20 protein-coding genes are annotated in these 19,981 nt (G+C 70.8%); 5 read left to right on the plus strand and 15 right to left on the minus strand.

The features are described from left to right. Window positions 1–16: 16 nt before the first annotated feature. Window positions 17–394, plus strand: a complete 378-nt coding sequence (locus tag ABGA98_RS03775) for a DUF5319 domain-containing protein (protein WP_090930411.1) — start codon at window positions 17–19, stop codon at window positions 392–394. Between the two features lie 109 nt (window positions 395–503). Here ABGA98_RS03775 and ABGA98_RS03780 read toward each other — a convergent pair whose 3' ends face one another. The 3 genes from ABGA98_RS03780 to groES all read right to left on the minus strand — a co-directional run bounded on the left by ABGA98_RS03780 (window position 504) and on the right by groES (window position 3,572). Beyond that, window positions 504–1,139: a sigma-70 family RNA polymerase sigma factor gene (locus ABGA98_RS03780; protein ID WP_347617698.1), complete on the minus strand. Its 636-nt coding sequence runs from the start codon at window positions 1,137–1,139 to the stop codon at window positions 504–506. A gap of 427 nt (window positions 1,140–1,566) precedes the next feature. Then, window positions 1,567–3,186, minus strand: coding sequence for a chaperonin GroEL (gene groL, locus ABGA98_RS03785; RefSeq protein ID WP_347616755.1), 1,620 nt, complete (start codon window positions 3,184–3,186; stop codon window positions 1,567–1,569). A 71-nt stretch (window positions 3,187–3,257) separates the two neighbouring features. After that, window positions 3,258–3,572, minus strand: coding sequence for a co-chaperone GroES (gene groES, locus ABGA98_RS03790; RefSeq protein WP_197093639.1), 315 nt, complete (start codon window positions 3,570–3,572; stop codon window positions 3,258–3,260). 404 nt (window positions 3,573–3,976) lie between these two features. Here groES and ABGA98_RS03795 point away from each other — a divergent pair, with 404 nt between their 5' ends. Together ABGA98_RS03795 and ABGA98_RS03800 are read left to right on the plus strand one after the other, a co-directional pair. Then, the gene (locus ABGA98_RS03795; protein ID WP_347616756.1) at window positions 3,977–5,155 is read left to right on the plus strand and encodes a methyltransferase domain-containing protein; all 1,179 of its coding nucleotides are present in this window, start codon (window positions 3,977–3,979) and stop codon (window positions 5,153–5,155) included. A gap of 191 nt (window positions 5,156–5,346) precedes the next feature. Further along, the gene (locus tag ABGA98_RS03800) at window positions 5,347–7,221 is read left to right on the plus strand and encodes a hypothetical protein (RefSeq protein ID WP_347616757.1); all 1,875 of its coding nucleotides are present in this window, start codon (window positions 5,347–5,349) and stop codon (window positions 7,219–7,221) included. 35 nt (window positions 7,222–7,256) lie between these two features. On the opposite strand, the gene tsaD is transcribed toward ABGA98_RS03800, so the two are convergent. The 12 genes from tsaD to ABGA98_RS03860 all read right to left on the minus strand — a co-directional run bounded on the left by tsaD (window position 7,257) and on the right by ABGA98_RS03860 (window position 17,796). Further along, complete coding sequence (gene tsaD / locus ABGA98_RS03805) at window positions 7,257–8,288, minus strand: tRNA (adenosine(37)-N6)-threonylcarbamoyltransferase complex transferase subunit TsaD (protein ID WP_347616758.1); 1,032 nt, start codon at window positions 8,286–8,288, stop codon at window positions 7,257–7,259. Further along, entirely contained in the window at window positions 8,281–8,712 is a 432-nt protein-coding gene (rimI, locus tag ABGA98_RS03810; RefSeq protein WP_347617699.1) for a ribosomal protein S18-alanine N-acetyltransferase, read from the minus strand. Before rimI ends, tsaD begins: the two co-directional genes overlap by 8 nt. An 11-nt stretch (window positions 8,713–8,723) precedes the next feature. Continuing rightward, entirely contained in the window at window positions 8,724–9,371 is a 648-nt protein-coding gene (tsaB, locus tag ABGA98_RS03815) for a tRNA (adenosine(37)-N6)-threonylcarbamoyltransferase complex dimerization subunit type 1 TsaB (RefSeq protein ID WP_347616759.1), read from the minus strand. A 78-nt stretch (window positions 9,372–9,449) separates the two neighbouring features. Further along, complete coding sequence (locus ABGA98_RS03820; RefSeq protein ID WP_347616760.1) at window positions 9,450–10,379, minus strand: aminoglycoside phosphotransferase family protein; 930 nt, start codon at window positions 10,377–10,379, stop codon at window positions 9,450–9,452. A gap of 32 nt (window positions 10,380–10,411) precedes the next feature. Further along, the gene (locus ABGA98_RS03825) at window positions 10,412–10,948 is read right to left on the minus strand and encodes a class F sortase (RefSeq protein WP_347616761.1); all 537 of its coding nucleotides are present in this window, start codon (window positions 10,946–10,948) and stop codon (window positions 10,412–10,414) included. Between the two features lie 3 nt (window positions 10,949–10,951). Continuing rightward, window positions 10,952–11,626: a hypothetical protein gene (locus ABGA98_RS03830; RefSeq protein ID WP_347616762.1), complete on the minus strand. Its 675-nt coding sequence runs from the start codon at window positions 11,624–11,626 to the stop codon at window positions 10,952–10,954. Between the two features lie 167 nt (window positions 11,627–11,793). Then, on the minus strand, window positions 11,794–12,252 hold the full coding sequence (tsaE, locus tag ABGA98_RS03835) for a tRNA (adenosine(37)-N6)-threonylcarbamoyltransferase complex ATPase subunit type 1 TsaE (RefSeq protein WP_347616763.1): 459 nt from the start codon (window positions 12,250–12,252) through the stop codon (window positions 11,794–11,796). Continuing rightward, window positions 12,252–13,301, minus strand: a complete 1,050-nt coding sequence (locus ABGA98_RS03840; RefSeq protein WP_347616764.1) for an alpha/beta hydrolase — start codon at window positions 13,299–13,301, stop codon at window positions 12,252–12,254. Before ABGA98_RS03840 ends, tsaE begins: the two co-directional genes overlap by 1 nt. Window positions 13,302–13,320: 19 nt before the next feature. Further along, on the minus strand, window positions 13,321–14,469 hold the full coding sequence (gene alr / locus ABGA98_RS03845; protein ID WP_347617700.1) for an alanine racemase: 1,149 nt from the start codon (window positions 14,467–14,469) through the stop codon (window positions 13,321–13,323). Window positions 14,470–14,549: 80 nt separating this feature from the next. Then, on the minus strand, window positions 14,550–16,013 hold the full coding sequence (locus ABGA98_RS03850) for an NAD(P)H-hydrate dehydratase (protein WP_347616765.1): 1,464 nt from the start codon (window positions 16,011–16,013) through the stop codon (window positions 14,550–14,552). A gap of 9 nt (window positions 16,014–16,022) precedes the next feature. Then, complete coding sequence (locus ABGA98_RS03855) at window positions 16,023–16,373, minus strand: holo-ACP synthase (protein ID WP_347616766.1); 351 nt, start codon at window positions 16,371–16,373, stop codon at window positions 16,023–16,025. A gap of 10 nt (window positions 16,374–16,383) precedes the next feature. Next, window positions 16,384–17,796 (minus strand): alkaline phosphatase PhoX, encoded by a 1,413-nt coding sequence (locus ABGA98_RS03860; protein WP_347616767.1) that lies wholly within the window; start codon window positions 17,794–17,796, stop codon window positions 16,384–16,386. 161 nt (window positions 17,797–17,957) lie between these two features. Between ABGA98_RS03860 and coaA the strand changes: the two genes are divergently transcribed. Further along, window positions 17,958–18,860 (plus strand): type I pantothenate kinase, encoded by a 903-nt coding sequence (gene coaA / locus ABGA98_RS03865; protein ID WP_347617701.1) that lies wholly within the window; start codon window positions 17,958–17,960, stop codon window positions 18,858–18,860. A 169-nt stretch (window positions 18,861–19,029) separates the two neighbouring features. Then, on the plus strand, window positions 19,030–19,956 hold the full coding sequence (locus ABGA98_RS03870; RefSeq protein WP_347616768.1) for a DUF389 domain-containing protein: 927 nt from the start codon (window positions 19,030–19,032) through the stop codon (window positions 19,954–19,956). Window positions 19,957–19,981 lie beyond the last annotated feature (25 nt).

Consider the following 19,981-nt stretch of genomic DNA (forward strand, 5'->3'; position numbering starts at 1 on the left):
GTCATATGGTGGGAAGGTGCTGGAAGACGTCCCCCGCGACCCGTTCGCGGACGACCCTAACGACCCTTCCTCGGCGATGGGCGCCCTAGACGACGCCGAGCCACTCACCGCGGCCGAACGCGACGAGGCCATCACCGACCTCGCCGACGTCGAGGTCTTCCGCTCCCTGCTCGAACCGCAGGGAGTGCTGGGCCTCGTGCTCGACTGCCCCGAATGCGGCGAGCAGCACTTCTTCGACTGGGAGCTGCTGCGCGGCAACCTGCGACAGATGATCGAGAAAGGCCAGCCACAGGTCCACGAGCCGGCCTTCCACCCTGACCCCGCCGACTACGTCAGCTGGGAATACGCCAGAGGCTATGTCGATGGTGTCATCGACACGGAGGAGCGCCGCTGATCCACGTCGTCGAGCAGCACGGCCAGCAACCGTGCGGCCGGATCGCCTGAGTCCGGCATCTCTCCACGACCTAGCGCGTCGAGCAGCGCATCGGTCTCGTGCTCTGGGGTCAAGCCGACTCCAGCTCGGCCATCTGCCGCAACCTGGCCAGCGCCCGATGCTGGGCGACGCGGACCGCACCCGGTGACATGCCGAGTACATTACCGGTCTCCTCCGCCGAAAGCCCCGACACCACCCGCAGCAGCAACAACTCCCGCTGGTTCTCCGGCAGCCTGGCCAGCAGCCTGCGCGCGTGCTCCACCTCGATGTAGCGGACCACCGTCTCCTCGGGCCCAGGCCCGTCGTCAGGCCCGTCGGGCAGGTTTTGGGTCGGAACGGCCGAGCGCACGGAGCTCCGCAGCGCGTCGGCCACTTTGTGCGAGGCGATCCCGAACACGAAGGAGGCGAACGGCCGCCCCATGTCGCGGTAGCGCGGCAGCGCGGACAGGACCGCGATGCACACCTCCTGGGCGACGTCATCGGCAATGTGATATTGCCCAGAAACCCTGCCCAGCCTGGCACGGCAATACCGCACCACCATCGGACGCAACTCGCCGAGCAGAGATTCGATCGCACTGCGATCTCCCTGCACGGCGAGGCTCGTCAGTTCCCTAAGGTCGGAGTCATCCGTCCGTGCCGGAAGTCTCGACGCGAGCCTTACCCCAATTTTGGCGTCGGCGACGCTTCCCTCGCTCACGATAGGCATGATGCCCGCACTGATCCGGCCTGTCGTCATGGCGAACGGCTACGGATTGGTCACATTGAAGCGACGATAACTATCGGTAATCAAATGGGCACACTACGGCGAAACGGCTGACATAATGTTTCATCCCATAACCGGGAATGCACGACATTTGTCAGACCCTCGACGCATATCACCCTCTACCGGTTTACTGCAATATTCCACCTTTTCCCCCACTTCTCCCCAGAACCCTGCGCCCTCCCGCACCGCGAGCCCCCAACGGAGACGACGGCGACGCCTGAGCAGCGGAGTCCACGCCGTTGACCGCGTCAACGCAGAGCCAGCCGGTGCCCGGAGGGCATCGTCCCCGGGGCCGGCCGGAAGCGCGGCGAACGAGAACGGCCCGCACCCCCGAAGGGATGCGGGCCGTGACGCGAAGCAGGAGAAACGGTCAGTGGCCGTGGCCGTGACCGTGACCCTGGCCGTCGGCCGGGGCCTCCTCCTCGGGCTTGTCCACCACGAGCGCCTCGGTCGTGAGCAGCATGCCCGCGATCGAAGCGGCGTTCTGCACCGCCGACCGGGTGACCTTGACCGGGTCGATGACGCCCTGCGCGATCATGTCACCGTATTCGCCGGTCGCGGCGTTGAGGCCGTGACCGGCCTCCAGCTCGGCGATCTTGTGGGTGACCACGTAACCCTCGAGACCGGCGTTCTCGGCGATCCAGCGGGCCGGCTCGACCAGCGCGCGGCGCACGATGCCGACGCCGGTGGCCTCGTCGCCGGACAGCTCGAGGTCGTCGAGGCCCTTGCCGACGTGGATCAGCGCGGTGCCGCCGCCCGAGACGATGCCCTCCTCGATCGCGGCGCGCGTCGCGGAGATCGCGTCCTCGAGGCGGTGCTTCTTCTCCTTCAGCTCGACCTCGGTGGCGGCGCCGACACGCAGCACGCACACACCGCCGGCGAGCTTGGCCAGGCGCTCCTGCAGCTTCTCGCGGTCCCAGTCGGAGTCGGACTGCTCGATGGCAATCTTGATCTCCTTGACGCGGTCCTCGATGGCCTGCGCGTCACCGGCGCCGTCGACGATGGTGGTGTTGTCCTTCGTCACCACGACGCGGCGGGCCTGCCCGAGCACCTCGAGACCGACGTGCTCCAGCTTGAGGCCGACCTCCTCGCTGACGACCTGGCCGCCGGTGAGGATGGCCATGTCCTGCAGCATCGCCTTGCGGCGGTCGCCGAAGCCCGGGGCCTTGACGGCCACGGAGGTGAAGGTGCCGCGGATCTTGTTGGTCACCAGAACGGCCAGGGCCTCGCCCTCGACGTCCTCGGCGACCACGAGCAGCGGCTTCTTCGTCTGGGCGATCTTCTCCAGCAGCGGCAGGAAGTCCGCGATGGAGGCGATCTTGCCCTGGGTGAGCAGGATGTAGGCGTCCTCGAGGACGGACTCCATCCGCTCGGGGTCGGTCACCATGTAGGCCGACAGGTAGCCCTTGTCGAACTGCATACCCTCGGTGAACTCGAGCTCCATGCCCATGGCGTTGGACTCTTCGACGGTGAGCACACCGTCCTTGCCCACCTTGTCGAACGCCTCGGCGATCAGGTCGCCGATCTGCGCGTCCTGGGCGGAGATCGTCGCAACGTTGGCGATCTCCTTCTTGTCCTCGACCGGCCGGGCGCTGGCGAGCAGCTTGTCGCTGATCTCCTTGGCGGCCTTGTCGATGCCGCGCTTGAGTGACAGCGGCGAGGCGCCGGCGGCCACGTTGCGCAGGCCCTCGCGGACCATCGCCTGGGCCAGCACCGTCGCGGTGGTGGTGCCGTCACCGGCGATGTCGTTGGTCTTGGTGGCAACTTCCTTGGCGAGCTGGGCGCCGAGGTTTTCGTAGCGCTCGTCCAGCTCGATCTCACGAGCGATGGTCACACCGTCGTTCGTGATCGTCGGCGCACCGAACTTCTTGTCGATGACGACGTTGCGGCCACGCGGGCCAAGGGTCACCTTCACGGCGTCCGCGAGGGCGTTCACGCCACGCTCAAGCGCGCGGCGGGCGTCCTCGTCGAACTCCAGGATCTTCGCCATAGCTGAAAGTCCTCTCCTAGCGTCGAAAGCCCCGGTCGCCCCTTGGAGCGCCCGGGGCTCGACGCACCGGCTTACTTCTCGATGATCGCGAGAACGTCGCGGGCGGAGAGCACGAGGTACTCCTCGCCGCCGTACTTGACCTCGGTGCCGCCGTACTTGCTGTAGAGGACGATGTCGCCCTCGGAGACGTCGAGCGGAATCCGCTTGTCGCCGTCCTCGTCCCAGTTGCCGGGGCCCACCGCGAGGACCTTGCCCTCCTGCGGCTTCTCCTTGGCGGTGTCCGGGATGACCAGGCCGGAAGCGGTGGTCTGCTCGGCCTCAAGCGGCTGAACCACAATGCGGTCGCCGAGCGGCTTAACGGGAACCTTGGTGGCGGTCGTCACGATCGGACCTCCCCTTCAGATTTGAATGATCTAGAAGAGGCGACCAGCTGGGCCTGCCGTCGCGGGTGTCAGACCTGCCTCGTCGCACGTTGGCACTCTCAAGGGGAGAGTGCCAACAGGAAACATATGCAAGAGGGGCTTGACAGTCAACACGAACGCGTCTGCTGAGAGCGATCAGAGCGCCGGCAACAAGGCTCTATCAGCGTAATGGCCGGTCATACAGGGGTTCGTAAAGATCCTCCTGCCGCGAGATTCGCGAACGCGTGTCGCGCCGTCCTGACAGCCCGGCGTCTTCTGGTATGCGACCGGCCCGCCGTTCCACGCCGTCCCCCGCGCCCCAGCGATCCGGTCGCGTCCGCGCCCCGCGCGGGTCGAGTGCGTCCCCGGTGCCGCTAACGTCGTGTGACGTGGACCTCGACGCCTTCAACGAGCTGCTGACCCCGCGCGGGCGGCGGGCACTCGCGGAGGCCGGCGAGCTCGCCGGCGCCGACCCGGTGGCCGCCGCCACGAGGCTGCGCAGGACGTACGACGCGGCGCTCACCTCGGCGGCGCTCACCCAGGCGGGGCTCAGGGAACGCGCCACGGCCAAGTTCGGCGAGGACGCCCGGCTGATGTACTTCACGCCGCACGGCCTGGAGCAGGCCACCCGGACGGAGGTCGCCGGGCACCGCGCCGCCCGCCTGGTGGCCGCCGGCGTCCCCGAGCCCAGGGTCGTGGACGCGTGCTGCGGCATCGGCGGCGACCTGCTGGCGCTGGCCCGCGCGGGCTGCACCGTGGAGGCCGTCGACACCGACCCGCTGACCGCCGCCGTGGCCAGGGCCAACGCCGAGGCGCTCGGGCTGGGCGACCGGGTGACGGTGCGCGTGGCCGACGCGGCCGGCGTCGAGCCGGAGCGCTACGACGTGCTCTTCGCCGACCCGGCACGGCGTACGAGCAGGGGCCGTACGTTCGACCCCATGGCCTACTCGCCGCCGTGGCCCGTGGTGCTCGACCTCGTCTCCAGGGCCCGTACGGCCTGTCTCAAGGTCGCCCCCGGCATCCCCTACTCGTTCATCCCCGACGAGGCCGAGGCCGAGTGGGTGTCCTTCAAGGGCGAGGTCAAGGAGGCGACGCTCTGGACCGGGGCCGGCCGGAAGGCGGACCGGCGGGCCACCCTGCTGCCCGGCGGCCACACCCTCACCGCCACGGGCGTCCAGGCCGCCACGGGCCCGCCGGGCCGGCACGTCTACGAGCCCGACGGCGCCGCCATCCGCGCGCACCTCGTGGGCGAGGTGGCCGAGATCGTCGGCGGCCGCCTGCTCGACCCGATGATCGCGTACATCACGGGCGACGACCCCGTGGACACCCCATGGGCCACGAGATACGAGATAGACGACGTACTCCCGTTCTCGCTGAAGAAACTACGCGCCGCACTCCGAGAGCGAAGAATCGGAAATGTCACTATCAAGAAGCGCGCCTCAGCCGTCGACATCGAACGCCTGCGCAGCGATTTGCGACTCAACGGGGACAGAACAGCTGTCGTCATCCTGACCCGCATTCTTGATAAACCATCGGCCATCATCTGCAATCCGCTATCACCCCGCTGAGCTGGCATCTCGGGCATTCTTCGGTTTCGATCGATCTTTCCATTCGGCGCTGACGGACCTTGATCAAAAGGCTAAGGTGGGCGGGCGGGAGTTCTCCCCAGTGCGGTTAACCGTGTTCTCGCTCTTTCATCTGCAAACCTGACCTACCCCACCGCTGCGCGGCAGACCGTCGGCGAGCGAAGGAGCTTTCGGTGGATCATTCCAACCACACCACCCTTCTTCAGGCAGGCGGCCATCTGGCCATTTCAGAGAGAATGCGAGACCTGCTGCAGCGCGCCTCCCAGGATCACGTCTACGAGCAGCGCACGCAGGGCGCCATGCTCGACGAGATCCGCCAGCGGCTCGAAGGCATGGAGTGGCTCCTGCGCGAGGTGCGCGAGCGTGAGCTCGGCGGCCTGAGCGGCACCCTTGAGGCGGTCAACGGACGGCTGGACGACATCACCGCCAAGCCGCCGATGTGGGCCGAGGGCCTGGCGCAGCACGTGGAGGCGGTCCGCGACCACGTCGACGCCGTCGGCGAGCGGGTGAGCGGCGTGGACGCCCGCGTCGCCCCGGTGTCCGAGCTGCCCAGCCTGCAGGCCGGCGTCGGCACCGTCGGCGAGGGCGTCGACGAGGCGCTCAACCGCCTGCAGGCGGTGCTCGACACCGCCGACGGCATCACCAAGGGCATGTCCGACTTCGCCGCCAGGCTGACCACGATCAGCTCCAGCATGGAGGCCGCCGCCGGCCGCTTCACCAGGCTCGACCGGTCGATGGCCGACCTGGCCACCCGCACCGACCGCATCGAGGGCGTGATCAGCGATCTGTCCGAGGGCGTCGCCGACTCGGCCGAGCAGACGCGGGCCCGCCTCGACGCCGCCGAGCAGCGCATGGCGGCCCGCCTCGACGAGACCGACCAGCGCCTCACCGCCCGGCTCGACGAGGCGGGCCAGCACCTCGCGACCCGGCTCGACGAGACCGACGAGCGGCTCACCGTGCGCCTGGAGGGCACCGACCGGCGCCTGACCGCCCGGCTCGACGAGACCGACCAGCGGCTGGCCAGGAGCCTCGTCGAGGCCGACGAGCGGCTCGCCATCCGGCTCAAGGAGGCCGACGACCAGCTCACCGGCCACCTCTCCGACGTCGAGCAGCGGCTCGCCGCCAGGCTCGACGAGACCGACCGCCACCTTGCCGTCCAGCTCGGCGAGAGCGAGCAGCGCCTGACCGCCCGGCTCGGCGGCGTGGACGCCCGGCTCGACCGGGCGGAAAGCGCGCTCTCCGGCCTCGACACCCGGGTCGCCGACTTCGGCGGCCGGCTGGAGTCCGCCGACGAGTGCCTGGCCGACATCGACACCAGGATCGACGGCCTCGACACCCGGGTGGGCGGCGTCGACAAGCGCCTCGCGTCGATGGACGGCCAGCTCGGCGCGGTCGACAAGCGCCTGGGCGTCCTCGACGGCCACCTGGGCCGCCACGACGACCGCTTCGACGCGCTCGACGTACGCGTCGACGCCCGCTTCACCGCGCTCGACGAGCGCATGGCCGCCACCGAGCAGCGCGTGGGCGAGAGCACCACCCGCACCGAGGGCCGCTTCAACCGGCTCGACGGCCAGATGGACGCCATCGACGAGCGCCTCGGCGAGGCCGAAGAGCACCTGAGCAGCCGCTTCGACGCCATCGACGGCCACCTCGGAGGGCTCGACAGCCGCTTCAACGTCCTCGACACCCACGTCAACGGCCTGGCCACCCGCGCCGAGCAGGCCAGCGAGCACCTGGAGTCCGTCGACGACCGCATCGAGTCGGTCAACCAGCGCGTCGGCGAGCTGCCCGCCACCCTGGCCATCCCCGAGCGGATCGGCGAGCTGATCCGCTCGCAGACCGGCGACCAGGCCGAGCGGCTGGCCACCGCCGCCACCGCGCTCACCGAGCTGGTCAGGACACGTCCCGACCGCGACGAGCTGGCCGAGACGGTCACCGGCATCGTCCAGCCCGCCGCCGAAGACCTCAACAAGCGTCTCGGCGCCCTGGAGGAGACCATGCTGGCGCTGGCCGAGGCCCTGCTCCGCCCGACCAGGGCGAAAGACTGACCCCTCGCGCGGGCACGCGCCGGCCTGCCCGCGCCCTACACGTGGACCGTCGTGATCGGGAGCGAGGAGTCGGCCGGGATTTCCAGGGTCGAGGGGGTGATGCCGGCCGCGACCAGGTCGGATCCCAGGGCGGCGACCATGGCGCCGTTGTCGGTGCACAACCCGGGCCGCGGCACCCGCAGGCGCACACCGGCCGCCTCGCAGCGCTCCTGCGCCAGCGCGCGCAGCCGGGAGTTGGCCGCCACACCGCCGCCGATCAGCAGATCATCCACCCCGTATTTCCTGCACGCCTGCAGCGCCTTGCGGGTCAGCACGTCGACCACGGCCTCCTGGAACGAGGCGGCGACGTCGGGCACGTGCACGGCCTGCCCTGACGCCTCGCGGGCCTCGACCCAGCGCGCAACGGCCGTCTTGAGCCCGGAGAAGGAGAAGTCGAGCGTGCCGTCGTCGATCTTGCCGCGCGGGAACGCGATCGCCTCGCCGGAGCCCTCGCGCGCGGCCCTGTCGATGTACGGCCCGCCGGGGAAGGGCAGCCCCAGCACCCGCGCCACCTTGTCGAACGCCTCACCGGCCGCGTCGTCCACGGTGGAGCCGAGCGAGATCACGTCTTCGGCGACGTCGGGCACGAGCAGCAGCGACGAGTGGCCGCCCGAGACCAGCATGGCGACGCACGGCTTGGGCAGCGGCCCGTGTTCCAGCTGGTCGACGGCGACGTGGGCGGCCAGGTGGTTGACGCCGTAGAGGGGCACGCCGAGGCCGAGCGCGTAGGACTTGGCCGCGGCCACTCCGACCAGCAGGGCGCCGGCGAGCCCGGGGCCCGCGGTCACGGCGACGGCGTCGATGTCGGAGAACGTCAGCCCGGCCTCGGCGAGGGCGGCCTCCACGGTCGGCGTCATGGCCTCCAGATGGGCGCGCGAGGCGACCTCGGGCACCACGCCGCCGAACCTGGCGTGCTCCTCCATGCTGGAGGCGATGGTGTTGGCCAGCAGCGTGTGACCTCTGACGATGCCGATGCCGGTCTCGTCGCAGGAGGTCTCGATCCCCAGGACCAGCGGTTCGTCAGCCATCGAGCTTCCTTCTCATCATGATCGCGTCGGTGCCGTCGTCGTAGTAGCGGCGGCGGGTGCCGATCTCCTCGAACCCGAAATGCCGGTAGACCGTCTGCGCGCGCGCGTTGTCGGCGCGTACTTCCAGGAAGATCTCCCGCGCTCCCCTGCGCTGCGCCTCTGCCAGCAGTTCGGTGAGCATCGCGCTGCCGATGCCGGTGCCCTGGTGTTTCTCCAGCACGGCGATGGTCTGGACGTCGGCCTGGTCGGCCGCGGCGGCGAGCCCGGCGTAGGCGACGATCTCGCTGTCGACCAGGGCCACGACGTAGTGGCGCGTGCGCGGCATGTCGGCCAGCTCGCCGCGCATCATGCCCTCGCTCCACGCGTCGAGCGGGAACGTGGCCTGCTCGATCGCCATGACCGCCGGCAGGTCGGCCTCGGTCATCGGCCTGAGCTTCACGCCGTCACCCTCTTCGGCGCGCCCGGCACCACGGCGTCGGGCCTGCGCAGGTAGATCGGGCGGGGCGGATCGAGCGGGGCGCCCTCGGCGAGCCGCCCGGCCGCGAGCGCGGCCAGCGCCCCCGCGCTGGGGTATGGGGGCACGTCGCTCCCGTTTCCCAAAATTTCTGGATATAGCGCAGCACCCGCCCCCACGACCGGCAGCCCCTCCACCGGCACCTCAGCGGGCCGGTTGACGAACGGCCCCTCGACCCGGGTGCGCATGTCGGCATAACGCCCCCAGAACACCTCTTTGCGCCGCGCGTCGGTGGCCACCAGGAACGGCTCGGTCAAGCCGCTGCCGAACGCGACCGCGTCGAGCGTGCACACGCCGTAGGAGGGCACGCCCAGCGTCGTGGACAGCCCCTGCGCGGTCATCAGGCCGACACGCAGCCCGGTGTAGGGCCCGGGGCCACTGCCCGCCACGACGGCCGTGACGTCGCGCAGCGACGCCCCCGACTCGGCCAGGACACGCTCGATGGTGGGGGCGAGCAACTCGCCGTGGCGTCGGGCGTCGATCGTCGTCGACTCGGCGAGCACCCGCTCCCCGTCGTGGAGGGCGGCGGTGACGGCGGGTGTCGCGGTATCAAAGGCCAGGACCAGCACGACTGTTTAGCGTACCCGCCGTAAGGGTCTCTCCCGGCCGTTACCGGTACGCCAGGCGACAAGCCGGTGCAGGGCGCGTCAGGCCCAGCCCGTACGCCGCCGCAGCCAGTCGAGCGCCACCACGCCCTGCGCCCGCTGGAACGCCCTGATGGTGGGCAGGCCCGGCGGGCCGGGCAGGCGGCCGTGGTGGACGAAATAGCCCGCCATGGCCGCGACCGTCGCGGTCACGGCGGGATCGGGGTCGGTGCACAGTTCGTACGGCGGCGGCCCGCCCTGCATGCCGACCGACGGCAGCAGGTAGACCCGGTCGACCCAGGGCGCGCCCAGGCAGGCCCACGGCCAGTCGACGAAGTAGACACGATCGTCGGTGAGCAGGATGTTGTCGGCCCGCACGTCGGCGTGGACCAGGCTGTCTCCCGCCGCGGCCGCGGCCCAGCCCGACTCCAGCGCGGCCAGCTCATCGAGGTGGCGCAGCGCCCACGGGTCGAGGCCGGTGGTGTCCTCGTCGAGCAGCCTGCGCCAGCCGCCGAACGACGAGCCGAACGTCTCGCCCATCCGCGGCACGTCGATCGGCGAGGGAGTGAGCGCGGCCGACATCTCGTCGAGGGCGGCCAGCACCCGGTCGAGCTGGTCGCGCCGCCACGGCAACTCGGGATGCGCGCCCTCGACGTCCTCGAAGACCAGCGTCACCCAGCCGTCCAGCTCGAAACCCGTCAGCAGGCGGGGCGCGGGCACGGACGCGGGCAGGGCTGCCGCGATCTTGAGCTCGTTCTGGTACATGCGGACGCTGTCGGCGTTCGGCTCGGGGCCGACGGCCTTGACGAACGCCCGCCTGCCGCCGTCGGTGCGCAGCCGGACGGCGGCCGCCGGCGAGAAGCCGCCGGGCTGCGTCGTCGCCTCCGCCACGCGCCCGCCGAGGAAACGCTCGACCGCCGCGCGCACCGGCGGGTGCACGGCGTGCCACGGCACGCGGGCGCCGGACGCGGGCGGGATGGTGTCCACGCTCATGTCTTCATCGTCCCTGAGGGGGCAACCGCTTTTCAGGCCCGGGACGCGTACACGATGATGTTGTCCAGGTATTCGCCCTTGGCATAGTCGAACTTGCCGCCGCAGGTGACGAGCTTGAGCCCGTCCTCGACGTAGACGCGCTTGGCAGGGAAGTCGTCCTTGTGCACCTGCTCGATCCCGTCGACCTTGAAGGTCACGGTCTTGCCGTCGCTGCGTTCGACCTTGACGGTCTCGCCCTTGCGTAAGTTCCTGAGCTTGTAGAACACGGCGGGCGCCGTCTTGGTGTCGACGTGGCCGATGATGACCGAGGCGCCCTTCTCGCCGGGCACCGCGCTGCCGGTGAACCAGCCGGCCATCTTCGGCTTCTCGTAGGGCGGCAGCTCGATCTCGCCGTTCTTCAGCAGGTCGAGCTCCATCAGCGGGGCCTCGACGTCGATCGACGGGATGTCGATGCTCTCCGGCACGACGGCCTGTGCTGGGGTGGTGCCGGTCTTCAGGTTGTTGCCGAACGCGACCAGCAGCAGTCCCGTCACGGCGCCCGCGAGCACCACCCGTCCTGGGCGGGCCACGGTCTATGCCTTACGGCGCTTGACCGCTATGCCGACGCCGGCCGCCAGCGCCAGCGCGATCAGCGCGCCGGCGGGGCCGAGCGGGATGGACGACTCGTCGTCGGCGTCCTTCGCGTACGTGCCGCCGCCGCCTGCCTTGGGCGCCTTGGTGGGCACGCCGGTCGGGTCGTCGTCGGGCTCGGCCGCGACCACCCTGAGCGTGGCCCTGCCCATGTCGTTGGTGCCGTCGCACTTGACGTCGACGCGGTAGCTGCCGCGCCGGACCGTCCCGGAGACCTGCGCCTCGCCGCGCACCCATGGCGAGCCGTTGGCCGGGGTGGCGGTCGGGGTGGGGGTCACCGACGCGGCGGGGACCGGGTTGAGCGTGACGCCGTTGATGAAGGCCTTGGACGTGGCGGTGCCGGTGTGGGCGGGGCCGCCGGTCGGGACCGGGCAGTTGGCCAGGATCCACACCGTGGACGTCTCGCCCGCGGTGACGCGGTCGGGGTTGAGCTGCACCGAGATGGTCTGCCTGGTGGCCGTGGGGCTCGGGCTGCCGCTGGCGGTCGGGGCGGCGGTGGTGCCGCTGGCCGTGGGCGAGGGTGTCGTTGTCGGATCGGTCTCGGCCGAGGCTGTGCAGCCGGTCAGACCGAGAATGACGATGGCTCCCGCGTACGCGACTCGCCTGACCCTGAGCACCGGCCGCACCCCACTTTGCCGTGTTACACCCCAGCATCCACCAAAGAGATGGATGTCGCCCCTCCTGATACCCAGAAATTCTGGGCGAACCCTAGTCAACGATCATGATTTACATCATCGGCCGGGTACGTCAAGGGTGCCAGCATTGCCGGAACTTGACCGCCGTTTTACTCTTCCGGCGGCTCAGACGGCGTGTCGGCCCATCTTTCGCCCACGCCGCGCAGGGTCACGACGCGGGCCTCGTCGCCCGCCTCGCGGTCGATGTGGATCTCCAGCCGGTCGTCGGCCAGGCCCTCGACGAGCCCCTCGCCCCATTCGACGACGGTGACCGACTCCTCCAGCGAGGCGTCGAGGTCGAGGTCGTCGACCTCCAGGTCGCCGCCCAGCCGGTAGGCGTCGACGTGGACGAGCGGCGGCCCCTGGCCCAGGGACGGGTGCACCCTGGCGATCACGAAGGTGGGCGAGGTGATCGGGCCGCGTACTTTGAGGCCTTCCGCGATGCCCTGCACGAGCGTGGTCTTGCCCGCGCCGAGCGGGCCGGACAGGACCAGCAGGTCTCCGGGGCGCAGCCGCGCGGCCAGGCGGGCGCCATAGGCGCGCATGTCCTCAGGGGTCGCGAGTCGCATTAGAGCTCCACCCTCTTCACCAGGTCGCGCAGCGCGTCGTTGACGATGCCGGGGCGCTCCAGCTGGATCAGGTGGGAGGTGTCGGGCACCTCGGTGAGCTGCGCCTTGGGCAGCGCGGCGGCGATGGCCCTGCTGTGCTCGGGCGGGGTCAGCCAGTCGCCGTCGCCCACCAGGATCGCGGTGGGCACCGGGTCGAGGACGTGCAGGGCGGAGAGCTTGTCGTGGTTCATCAGCGCGGGGTAGAAGTCGGCGACCACCTCGGTCGGCGTCGCCCTGATCATCGACTCGGCGAAGTCGACCAGGGTCGGGCTGACGTTCTTGGAGTCACCGAAGCCCATGTAGCGGGTGATCAGGAAGGCGATGTCGCTGCCCGCGTGGCGGGTGCGGTCGACCAGCGCACCCCGCTTGCCCAGCATCGACACCGTGGTGGGGGCCATCTTGTGCACGACCTTGGACAGCAACGCGGGCAGGCCGAGGGTGATCTCGGCCAGCTTGCCCGCCGAGGTCGCGACGAGCGCGGCCGCGCGGATCCTCTCGCCGAACAGCTCGGGACGGCGGTCGGCGAGCGCCATGATCGTCATGCCGCCCATGGAGTGTCCGACCAGCACGCACGGGCCGGGCACGTGGGCCTCGATCACCTCGGCCAGGTCATCGCCCAGCCGGTCGATCGTGCTGTCGTCGGAGCCCCCGCGCTGCGAGCGCCCGTGGGAGCGCTGGTCCCACAGCACGAGACGGTAATTCTCCCGCAGATCCTTACGCTGGTAGTGCCAGGACTCCAGGCTGAGGCAGTAGCCGTGGCAGAAGACGATGGTCAGCGGCGCGTCGTCCGGCCCGTCGATCTCGACGTGCAGCGCCTTGCCGTCGGAGGTGACGAGCGTGCGCTCCCTGCCCCGCAACTCGCCGAACGGCTCGCTGGCCTCGTCGTCGGGGCGCAGCCTGATGCGGCCGACCGCATAGCGCTTGGCCAGCGCCGCCGCCGCGACACCGGCGGAAGCCGCACCGACGAGCGCGCCGGCGATCCCCACCCTGCGCCGTCTTGTCGTCGTCATCTCCCGACCCTTCTCCCGCTCATGCCCGCCGCGAGGTGCTCCGAGTCCTGTGCGCGTAGACCCTCGGCACACGCGAACCGATCCTGGTCACGATCTCATGCGTGATCGTGCCGAGAGTATCCGCCCACTCCTGAGCGGTCGGCTCGCCCTCGTCACCCGGCCCGAACAGCACGATCTCGTCGCCCGCCGACAGCTCGTCGTCGCCCATGTCGATCATGAACTGGTCCATGCACACCCGGCCGGCGATCGTCCTGCGCCGCCCGCCCGCCATGACCTCGGCCTTTCCCGTCGCGTGCCGCAGGATGCCGTCGGCGTATCCGAGCGGCACGAGCCCGAGCGTGGTCTCGCGTCCGGTGACGTAGAGGTGGGCGTAGGAGACCCCGGCGCCCTCGGGGACCCGCTTGACCAGCCCGGCCTGGGCCACCAGCGTCATGGCCTGCCTGAGGCCGAAGTCGCCCAGCTCGGGGATGGGGCTCAGGCCGTAGATCGCGATGCCGGGCCTGACCAGGTCGTAGCGGGCCTCGGGCAGTGTCACGGTGGCGGCGGAGTTGGCGATGTGCCTGATCACGTGGGAGCCGGCCGCGCCCGCCTGCTCGGCGAGCTTCAGCGCCGCCTCGAACGCCTCCAGCTGCCGCCCGATCGACGGATGGCCGGGGATGTCGGCGCAGGCGAGATGGGACCACAGCCCGGCGATCTCGACGGCGCCCTCGGCCTGCAGCCGCAGCGCCGCGGCCAGCAGCGCCGGCCAGGCGGCGGGCGGGCAGCCGCCCCTGCTCATGCCGGTGTCGGCCTCCAGGTGCACCTTCGCGGTGCGGCCCGCGCGCCGTGCGGCGGCGGCGATCTCGCCGAGCATCCCCTCGTCGGAGGCCGACAGCTCGACGTCAGCCTGCACGGCCTCGTCGAGCGGCTCTCCCGGGGTGAGGAGCCAGGACAGGATCGGCGCCGTCACGCCGCCCTCGCGCAGCGCGAGCGCCTCCCTGATGAACGCGGTGCCGAGCCGGCTCGCGCCGCCCTCCAGGACCGCCTCGGAGGAGGGCACCAGACCGTGGCCGTAGGCGTCGGCCTTGACGGCGCCCATCAGCTCCGCGCCGTCGGCCCGCTCTTTGAGCAGGGCCACGTTGTGCCTGATCGCGGCCAGGTCGACCCGAGCCTGCGCGGGCGTGGTCATCGGGGAGTACATCCTTCTAGTGTGGCAGGTCACGCACATGGTCGAGCGCGATTATCCTCCCTCGCGACCCCCGCCGCCCGCTAGGCCGTACCTCCTGCTGGGGCGCCGCTCAGGGCGCGGATGGCCGCGGGGACGGCGGTGGCCACGTCGGCCGCCGTCAGCGGCGCGTCCCCGGCGGCCAGCCGCCCGGCCAGCCCGTGCAGGTAGGCGCCGCAGGACGCGGCGTCGTAACAGCTCAGCCCCTGGGCGAGCAGCGAGCCCGCCACCCCCGACAGCACGTCGCCCGTGCCCCCCGTGGCCAGCCACGGCGAGCCGGTGACGTTGACCCGCACCGGCCGCGCGTCTTCGGCCACCACCGTGGTGGAGCCCTTGAGCAGCACGGTCACGCCGAGCTCCGCCGCCGCCCTGCGGGCGTATTCCAGCCGGGCCGCCTCGATGTCGTCGCGCTCGGCCCTGATCAGCCGCGCCAGTTCGCCCGCGTGCGGGGTGATCAGCACGGGCGCGCCGCGGCGCAGCAGCCCGCGGTCCCTGGCCACCAGCGTCAGCCCGTCGGCGTCGATCAGCACGGGCACGCTGGAGGCGAGCACCTTGGCCGCCAGCTCGTGCGCCCAGTCATCGGTGCCGAGCCCCGGCCCGAGCACCCACGCCTGCACCCGCCCGACGCCGTCGATCGAGGGCCGGTCCAGCTCGGTGACGACCGCCTCGGGCCAGTGCGCACGCACCTGCGCCACGGGCGCGTGCCGCCCCGCGTAGCGCACCATGCCCGCCCCGGCGCGCAGCGCGCCGCCCACGGCGAGCACGGCGGCGCCGGTGTAGAGGTCGCTGCCCGCCGCGACCCCCAGGACTCCCCTGCGGTACTTGTCGGACTCGGTGGCCGGCCGCGGCAGCAGGAGGTCGACGTCGCCGCCGGTCAGCGCGGCCACGTCGGGATCGGGCAGGTGGTCGCCGAGCCCGATGTCCACCAGCTCGACCGCGCCCGCGCAGGCCGCGCCGGGATCGACGAGCAACCCCGTCTTGTACGCCCCCATCGTCACGGTCACCTTGGCCCGCACGGCCGCACCCGGCACCCGGCCGCTGCTCGCGTCGGCCCCGCTCGGCACGTCCACGGCGACGATCGCGGCGCGGGCGGCGTTGGCCTGCGCGGCGAGCTCCGCGTACGGCTCCCGCAGCGCCCCCGCCGCCCCGATGCCGACAAGCCCGTCGATGATCAGGTCGGCGCCGTCGATCGCCGCCCGGTCGACGACCCGGCCGCCCGCCTGCTGGAACGCGCGCAACCCCGCCTCGTGGGTCTTGGACCCGGCAAGGACCGCGCCTGCCCGGGCGCCGCGCCGGGCCAGCCGCTCGCCCGCGTAGAGGGCGTCGCCGCCGTTGTCGCCGCTGCCGACGAGGAGCACGACGCGCTTGCCGTACACCCGGCCGAGGAGGTCGGCGCAGACGGCGGCGAGCCCCGACGCGGCCCGCTGCATCAGCGTGCCCTCCGGCAGGAGGGCCATGAGCGCGTGCTCGGCGCCACGGATCTGGTCGGCGGTGTAGGCGGTGCGCATGATCCGAAGCTATCCCTCCGCGATCACGTAGGCCACGGCGACGCCCGCGTCATGGCTGAGTGAGAGGTGCCAGCGTTTGATGCCGAGCTCGTACGCCACCTCCGCGGCCCGCCCAGTGATCACCAGCTCGGGCTTGCCGAGGTCGTCGCAGCGCACCTCGGCCTCCTGGTGCCCCAGCCCTTGTGGAGCGCCGAGCGCCTTGGCCACGGCCTCCTTGGCGGCGAACCTGGCGGCCAGCGAGTGCACCGGCAGCGGCCGCTCGGCCTCGGTGAACAACCGCTCGCGCAGGCGCGGCGTGCGGCGCAGCGTCGCCTCGAAGCGGGAGATGTCCACGATGTCCACCCCGATGCCCAGGATCACCGCACCAAGCCTAGAACAGCCCTTTCTCCCAGGGCCCCCAGATGGCGATCGACATGCCGTGTTCGGCCTGGATGTTGACGTAGAGCGTGTGGCCGCCGGGCCCGAACGTGGACCCGGCGAACTCGGCTCCCCCGTCGCCGGGGATCGGCTCCAGGCGGCAGAAGTCGAAGATCTTTCCCGCCCTGCTGAGCCCGCGCAGGTAGTTGGCGCCGTCGCCGTCCTCGCACAACACCAGCGTGCCGCGGCGGCTGACCGTCACGTTGTCGGGCAGGTCGAGCACCTCCGAGCGCGGCGACTCGTAGGCGAGCCTGAGCCGGCCGCTCCATGTCTCGTACGCCCACACCTGTCCTCGTCCCTTGCCGAACCCGTCGGGCGGCGTGTCACCGGACGCGGTGGCCCCACCCTGCGTCGAGACGAAGTAGACCGTCCCCTGGTGGTAGACCGCGCCCTCCAGGCGGGAGAAGATCGCCGCGCCGGCCGCCCTGCCCTGCCGGCCCACGGCCTGGACGGCCTCGTCGTTGGACGGCGTGCCCGTGAAGCGGGGGTCGGGGTCGTCGATGTCCACCCACGTGGTGGCGTACGAGGCGCCCGGCTCCTGGCCCTCGGACAGGTCCTTGCGCTTGGCGCCCTTGACGGCGAGCATCTGCAGTCTGCCGCCGTCGAGCAGCCGCCCCGCCACGGCGGGATGTTCGGGCGGGAGGTAGCGGTAGAAGCCGGACGGGAAGCCGAAGTTGTCCTCGGTGAGGTAGATCGCGCCCGTGGACGGGTCGAAGGCGGCCGACTCGTGCGGGAAACGCCCCGCGGACCTGATCGGCCGGGCGGCGGCGGGGCGGTCGAGCGGCACCTCGAAGATGTAGCCGTGCGGGCGGGTGAGCTTGGAGTTGTCGCCGCCGGAGAAGTCGTCGCCCACGTCGGGACCGTTGACCGTCTCCTCGCAGGTCAACCAGGCCCCCCATGACATGGGGCCGCCCGAGCAGTTCATCATGGTGCCGCTGAGCGAGGGGCCACTCCTGATCACCTCTCCGTAGCGGGTGACCTGCAGCGTCGAGGTGCCTCCCCCGGCCATGGGGTCGTAAGCCCTGCCCTTGTCGCCGAACGCGCCGACAGGCCCGTTGACCTCATGGTTGCGTACCAGGACGGCGCTGCCCTTGGGGCCGGCGAAGGCCGCCATGCCGTCGTGCCTGCCGGGCACGGCCGAGCCGTCGCCGAACCGGTCGCCCGCGGGGCTGAACGAGCGGTACTTGAACCCGTCGGGCAGGTGCAGGCGCACCTTGCCGTCACGAAGATCTTGTACGGGACGCAGCGGCCCGTACGCGCGGACCGGCTTCGCCCCTCCCTGAGCGCCCGCGCAGGCGACCCCGGCGAAGGGGCCCGCGACGCCGGCTGCGGCGACCACGCTGGTGATGAAACGACGACGGTCCACGGAAGCCTCCCGCCAGCAACAGTAGCTCCCGGCAAACCTTCGCATACCGGAATCGGCGGTATTCTCCGGCCGCCGTCCACAACCTGTGGACAGCCGGCCCGTGCCCCGCCAAGATCCGCTGTTTCCTCCATCGCTACGCTGCCTAGGTGAACAACGGCTACGTGGAACTGAGCAGGGAGCAGTGGAGCGAGCTCCGCAAGAACACGCCCTTGACTCTCACCGCAGACGAGCTGGAAGAGCTGCGCGGCGTCGACGACCCCATCGACCTCACCGAAGTCACCGACATCTACCTCCCCCTGACCCGGCTGCTGAACCTGCACTTCACCGGGTCCAAACAGCGCAGCAGCGTGCTGAGCGCCTTCCTCGGGCGTGACGAGCAGCGGGTGCCGTACATCCTGGGCATCGCGGGCAGCGTCGCGGTCGGCAAGTCGACGACGGCGCGGCTGCTGCACACCCTCCTCGCCCGCTGGCCCGAGCACATGCACGTGGAGCTGGTCACGACCGACAGCTTCCTCTATCCGAACGCGGTGCTGGAGTCGAAGGGCATCATGCATCGCAAGGGCTTCCCCGAGAGTTATGACCGGCGGGCGCTGGTCAGGTTCGTGGCGGAGGTCAAGGCCGGGGCGGCGGCGACACGGGCGCCGGTCTACAGCCACCTCGAGTACGACATAGTCCCCGGCGCACACCAGACCGTGAAAAGTCCGGATATCTTGATCATCGAGGGCCTCAACGTCCTCCAGCCCGCCCCGCCCACCTCCCTCGCCGTCAACGACTACTTCGACTTCTCCATCTACGTCGACGCCAAGGTCGAGGACATCCGCACCTGGTACGTCGAACGGTTCCACAAGCTTCGCCGGACCGCCTTCGAGGACCCGAAGTCGTACTTCCGGCACATCGCGGAGCTGTCGTACGACGAGGCCACGAACTTCGCGGTCAACGTCTGGCGCGACATCAACGAACGCAACCTCGTCGAGAACATCGCCCCCACCAGAGGCCGCGCCGACCTCGTGCTCAAGAAGGGCGCCGATCACTCGGTGCAGCGCGTACGGCTCCGCCAGACCTGAACGCCTCCTCGTACACGTAACGTGCGAACCTGCCCCCGCACTCCTGGTCGTCGATGCCGGCGAACCAGCACTCCTCACCGTGGTCGTGGCAGTTGAAGCGGCACATGCGAGAAACCCTCGCGCACGGCTGTCAAAACCACGTCAACGTCCGATCGACGACAATGGCCGGATGCTCCATCTACGGCTGATCAGCCCGCCCTCACGCGCTGATGAGGCGACGGCGGTGTTGGAGGACTGCCCTGGCGTCACCAACATCGTCGTCCTCTCCGGGGCGGCCCGCGTGCCGAGCGGCGACGTGATCCTCTGCGACGCCGCCAGGGAGTCGGCCAACGAAGTGCTGGGCCGGCTCAAGTGGCTGGAGAAGGAGGGCTCGATCGCCATCGAGCACGTCGACCTGTCGTTGTCCAGGACCGCGGAGGAGGCGGTCGAGGAGGCGCCGGGCGAGCCCGACGACGCGGTCATCTGGGAGGAGTTAGCGCACCGGGTGCAGGGCGAGTCCGGCATCACGTGGGCGTTCCTGGTCTTCCTCGCCATCGCCACGCAGTTGGCGGGCATCGGCGTGCTACAGAACTCCGTCGTCCTCATCATCGGCGGGATGGTGCTCAGCCCGGAGTTCGGGCCGATCGCGGCCGTCTGCTTCGGCCTGCTGCGCCGCAGGTGGCAGCTGGTCGTCCACGCGTTCCGTACGCTGGTCACGGGGTTCGCGGCGGCGATCGCGGTCACCTTCGCCTGCGCCCTCGTCTCCCACTGGCTCGGCTGGATCGGCCCCGGCGACCTCGCCACCGGTGAGGAGGTCAGGTTCATCGTCACGCCCGACCGGTGGTCGTTCATCGTGGCGCTGCTCGCGGGCGTGGCCGGAGTGCTGTCGATCACGGCGGGCAAGTCGACGGCCCTGATCGGCGTCTTCATCTCGGTCACCACGGTGCCCGCCGCCGGCTACCTGGCCGTCGCGCTCGCGCTCGGCCAGTGGGCGCAGGTCGCGGGCTCGGTGTCGCAGCTGTCGATGAACGTGGCCGGCATGATCCTGGCGGGCACCACGACTCTGATGGTCCAGCGGAAATTCTGGCCTCAAGTAGGACGCCGTTCATCCGTGTGAACGAGGCCACGGCGCTGATCGCCCG

This window comes from Nonomuraea sp. B1E8 (assembly GCF_039871515.1).
GTDB lineage: Bacteria > Actinomycetota > Actinomycetes > Streptosporangiales > Streptosporangiaceae > Nonomuraea.

Bases quoted from the DNA above. Each gene is read 5' to 3' on its own strand.
- ABGA98_RS03820 (WP_347616760.1), bottom strand. From the start codon at position 10,379: ATGAGCGTGGACACCATCCCGCCCGCGTCCGGCGCCCGCGTGCCGTGG.
- rimI (WP_347617699.1), bottom strand. From the start codon at position 8,712: ATGACCGAGGCCGACCTGCCGGCGGTCATGGCGATCGAGCAGGCCACG.
- groL (WP_347616755.1), bottom strand. From the start codon at position 3,186: ATGGCGAAGATCCTGGAGTTCGACGAGGACGCCCGCCGCGCGCTTGAG.
- tsaD (WP_347616758.1), bottom strand. From the start codon at position 8,288: ATGGCTGACGAACCGCTGGTCCTGGGGATCGAGACCTCCTGCGACGAG.
- ABGA98_RS03780 (WP_347617698.1), bottom strand. From the start codon at position 1,139: ATGCCTATCGTGAGCGAGGGAAGCGTCGCCGACGCCAAAATTGGGGTA.
- alr (WP_347617700.1), bottom strand. From the start codon at position 14,469: ATGACCACGCCCGCGCAGGCTCGGGTCGACCTGGCCGCGATCAGGCAC.
- ABGA98_RS03870 (WP_347616768.1), top strand. From the start codon at position 19,030: ATGCTCCATCTACGGCTGATCAGCCCGCCCTCACGCGCTGATGAGGCG.
- tsaE (WP_347616763.1), bottom strand. From the start codon at position 12,252: ATGCGACTCGCGACCCCTGAGGACATGCGCGCCTATGGCGCCCGCCTG.
- ABGA98_RS03840 (WP_347616764.1), bottom strand. From the start codon at position 13,301: ATGACGACGACAAGACGGCGCAGGGTGGGGATCGCCGGCGCGCTCGTC.
- ABGA98_RS03850 (WP_347616765.1), bottom strand. From the start codon at position 16,013: ATGCGCACCGCCTACACCGCCGACCAGATCCGTGGCGCCGAGCACGCG.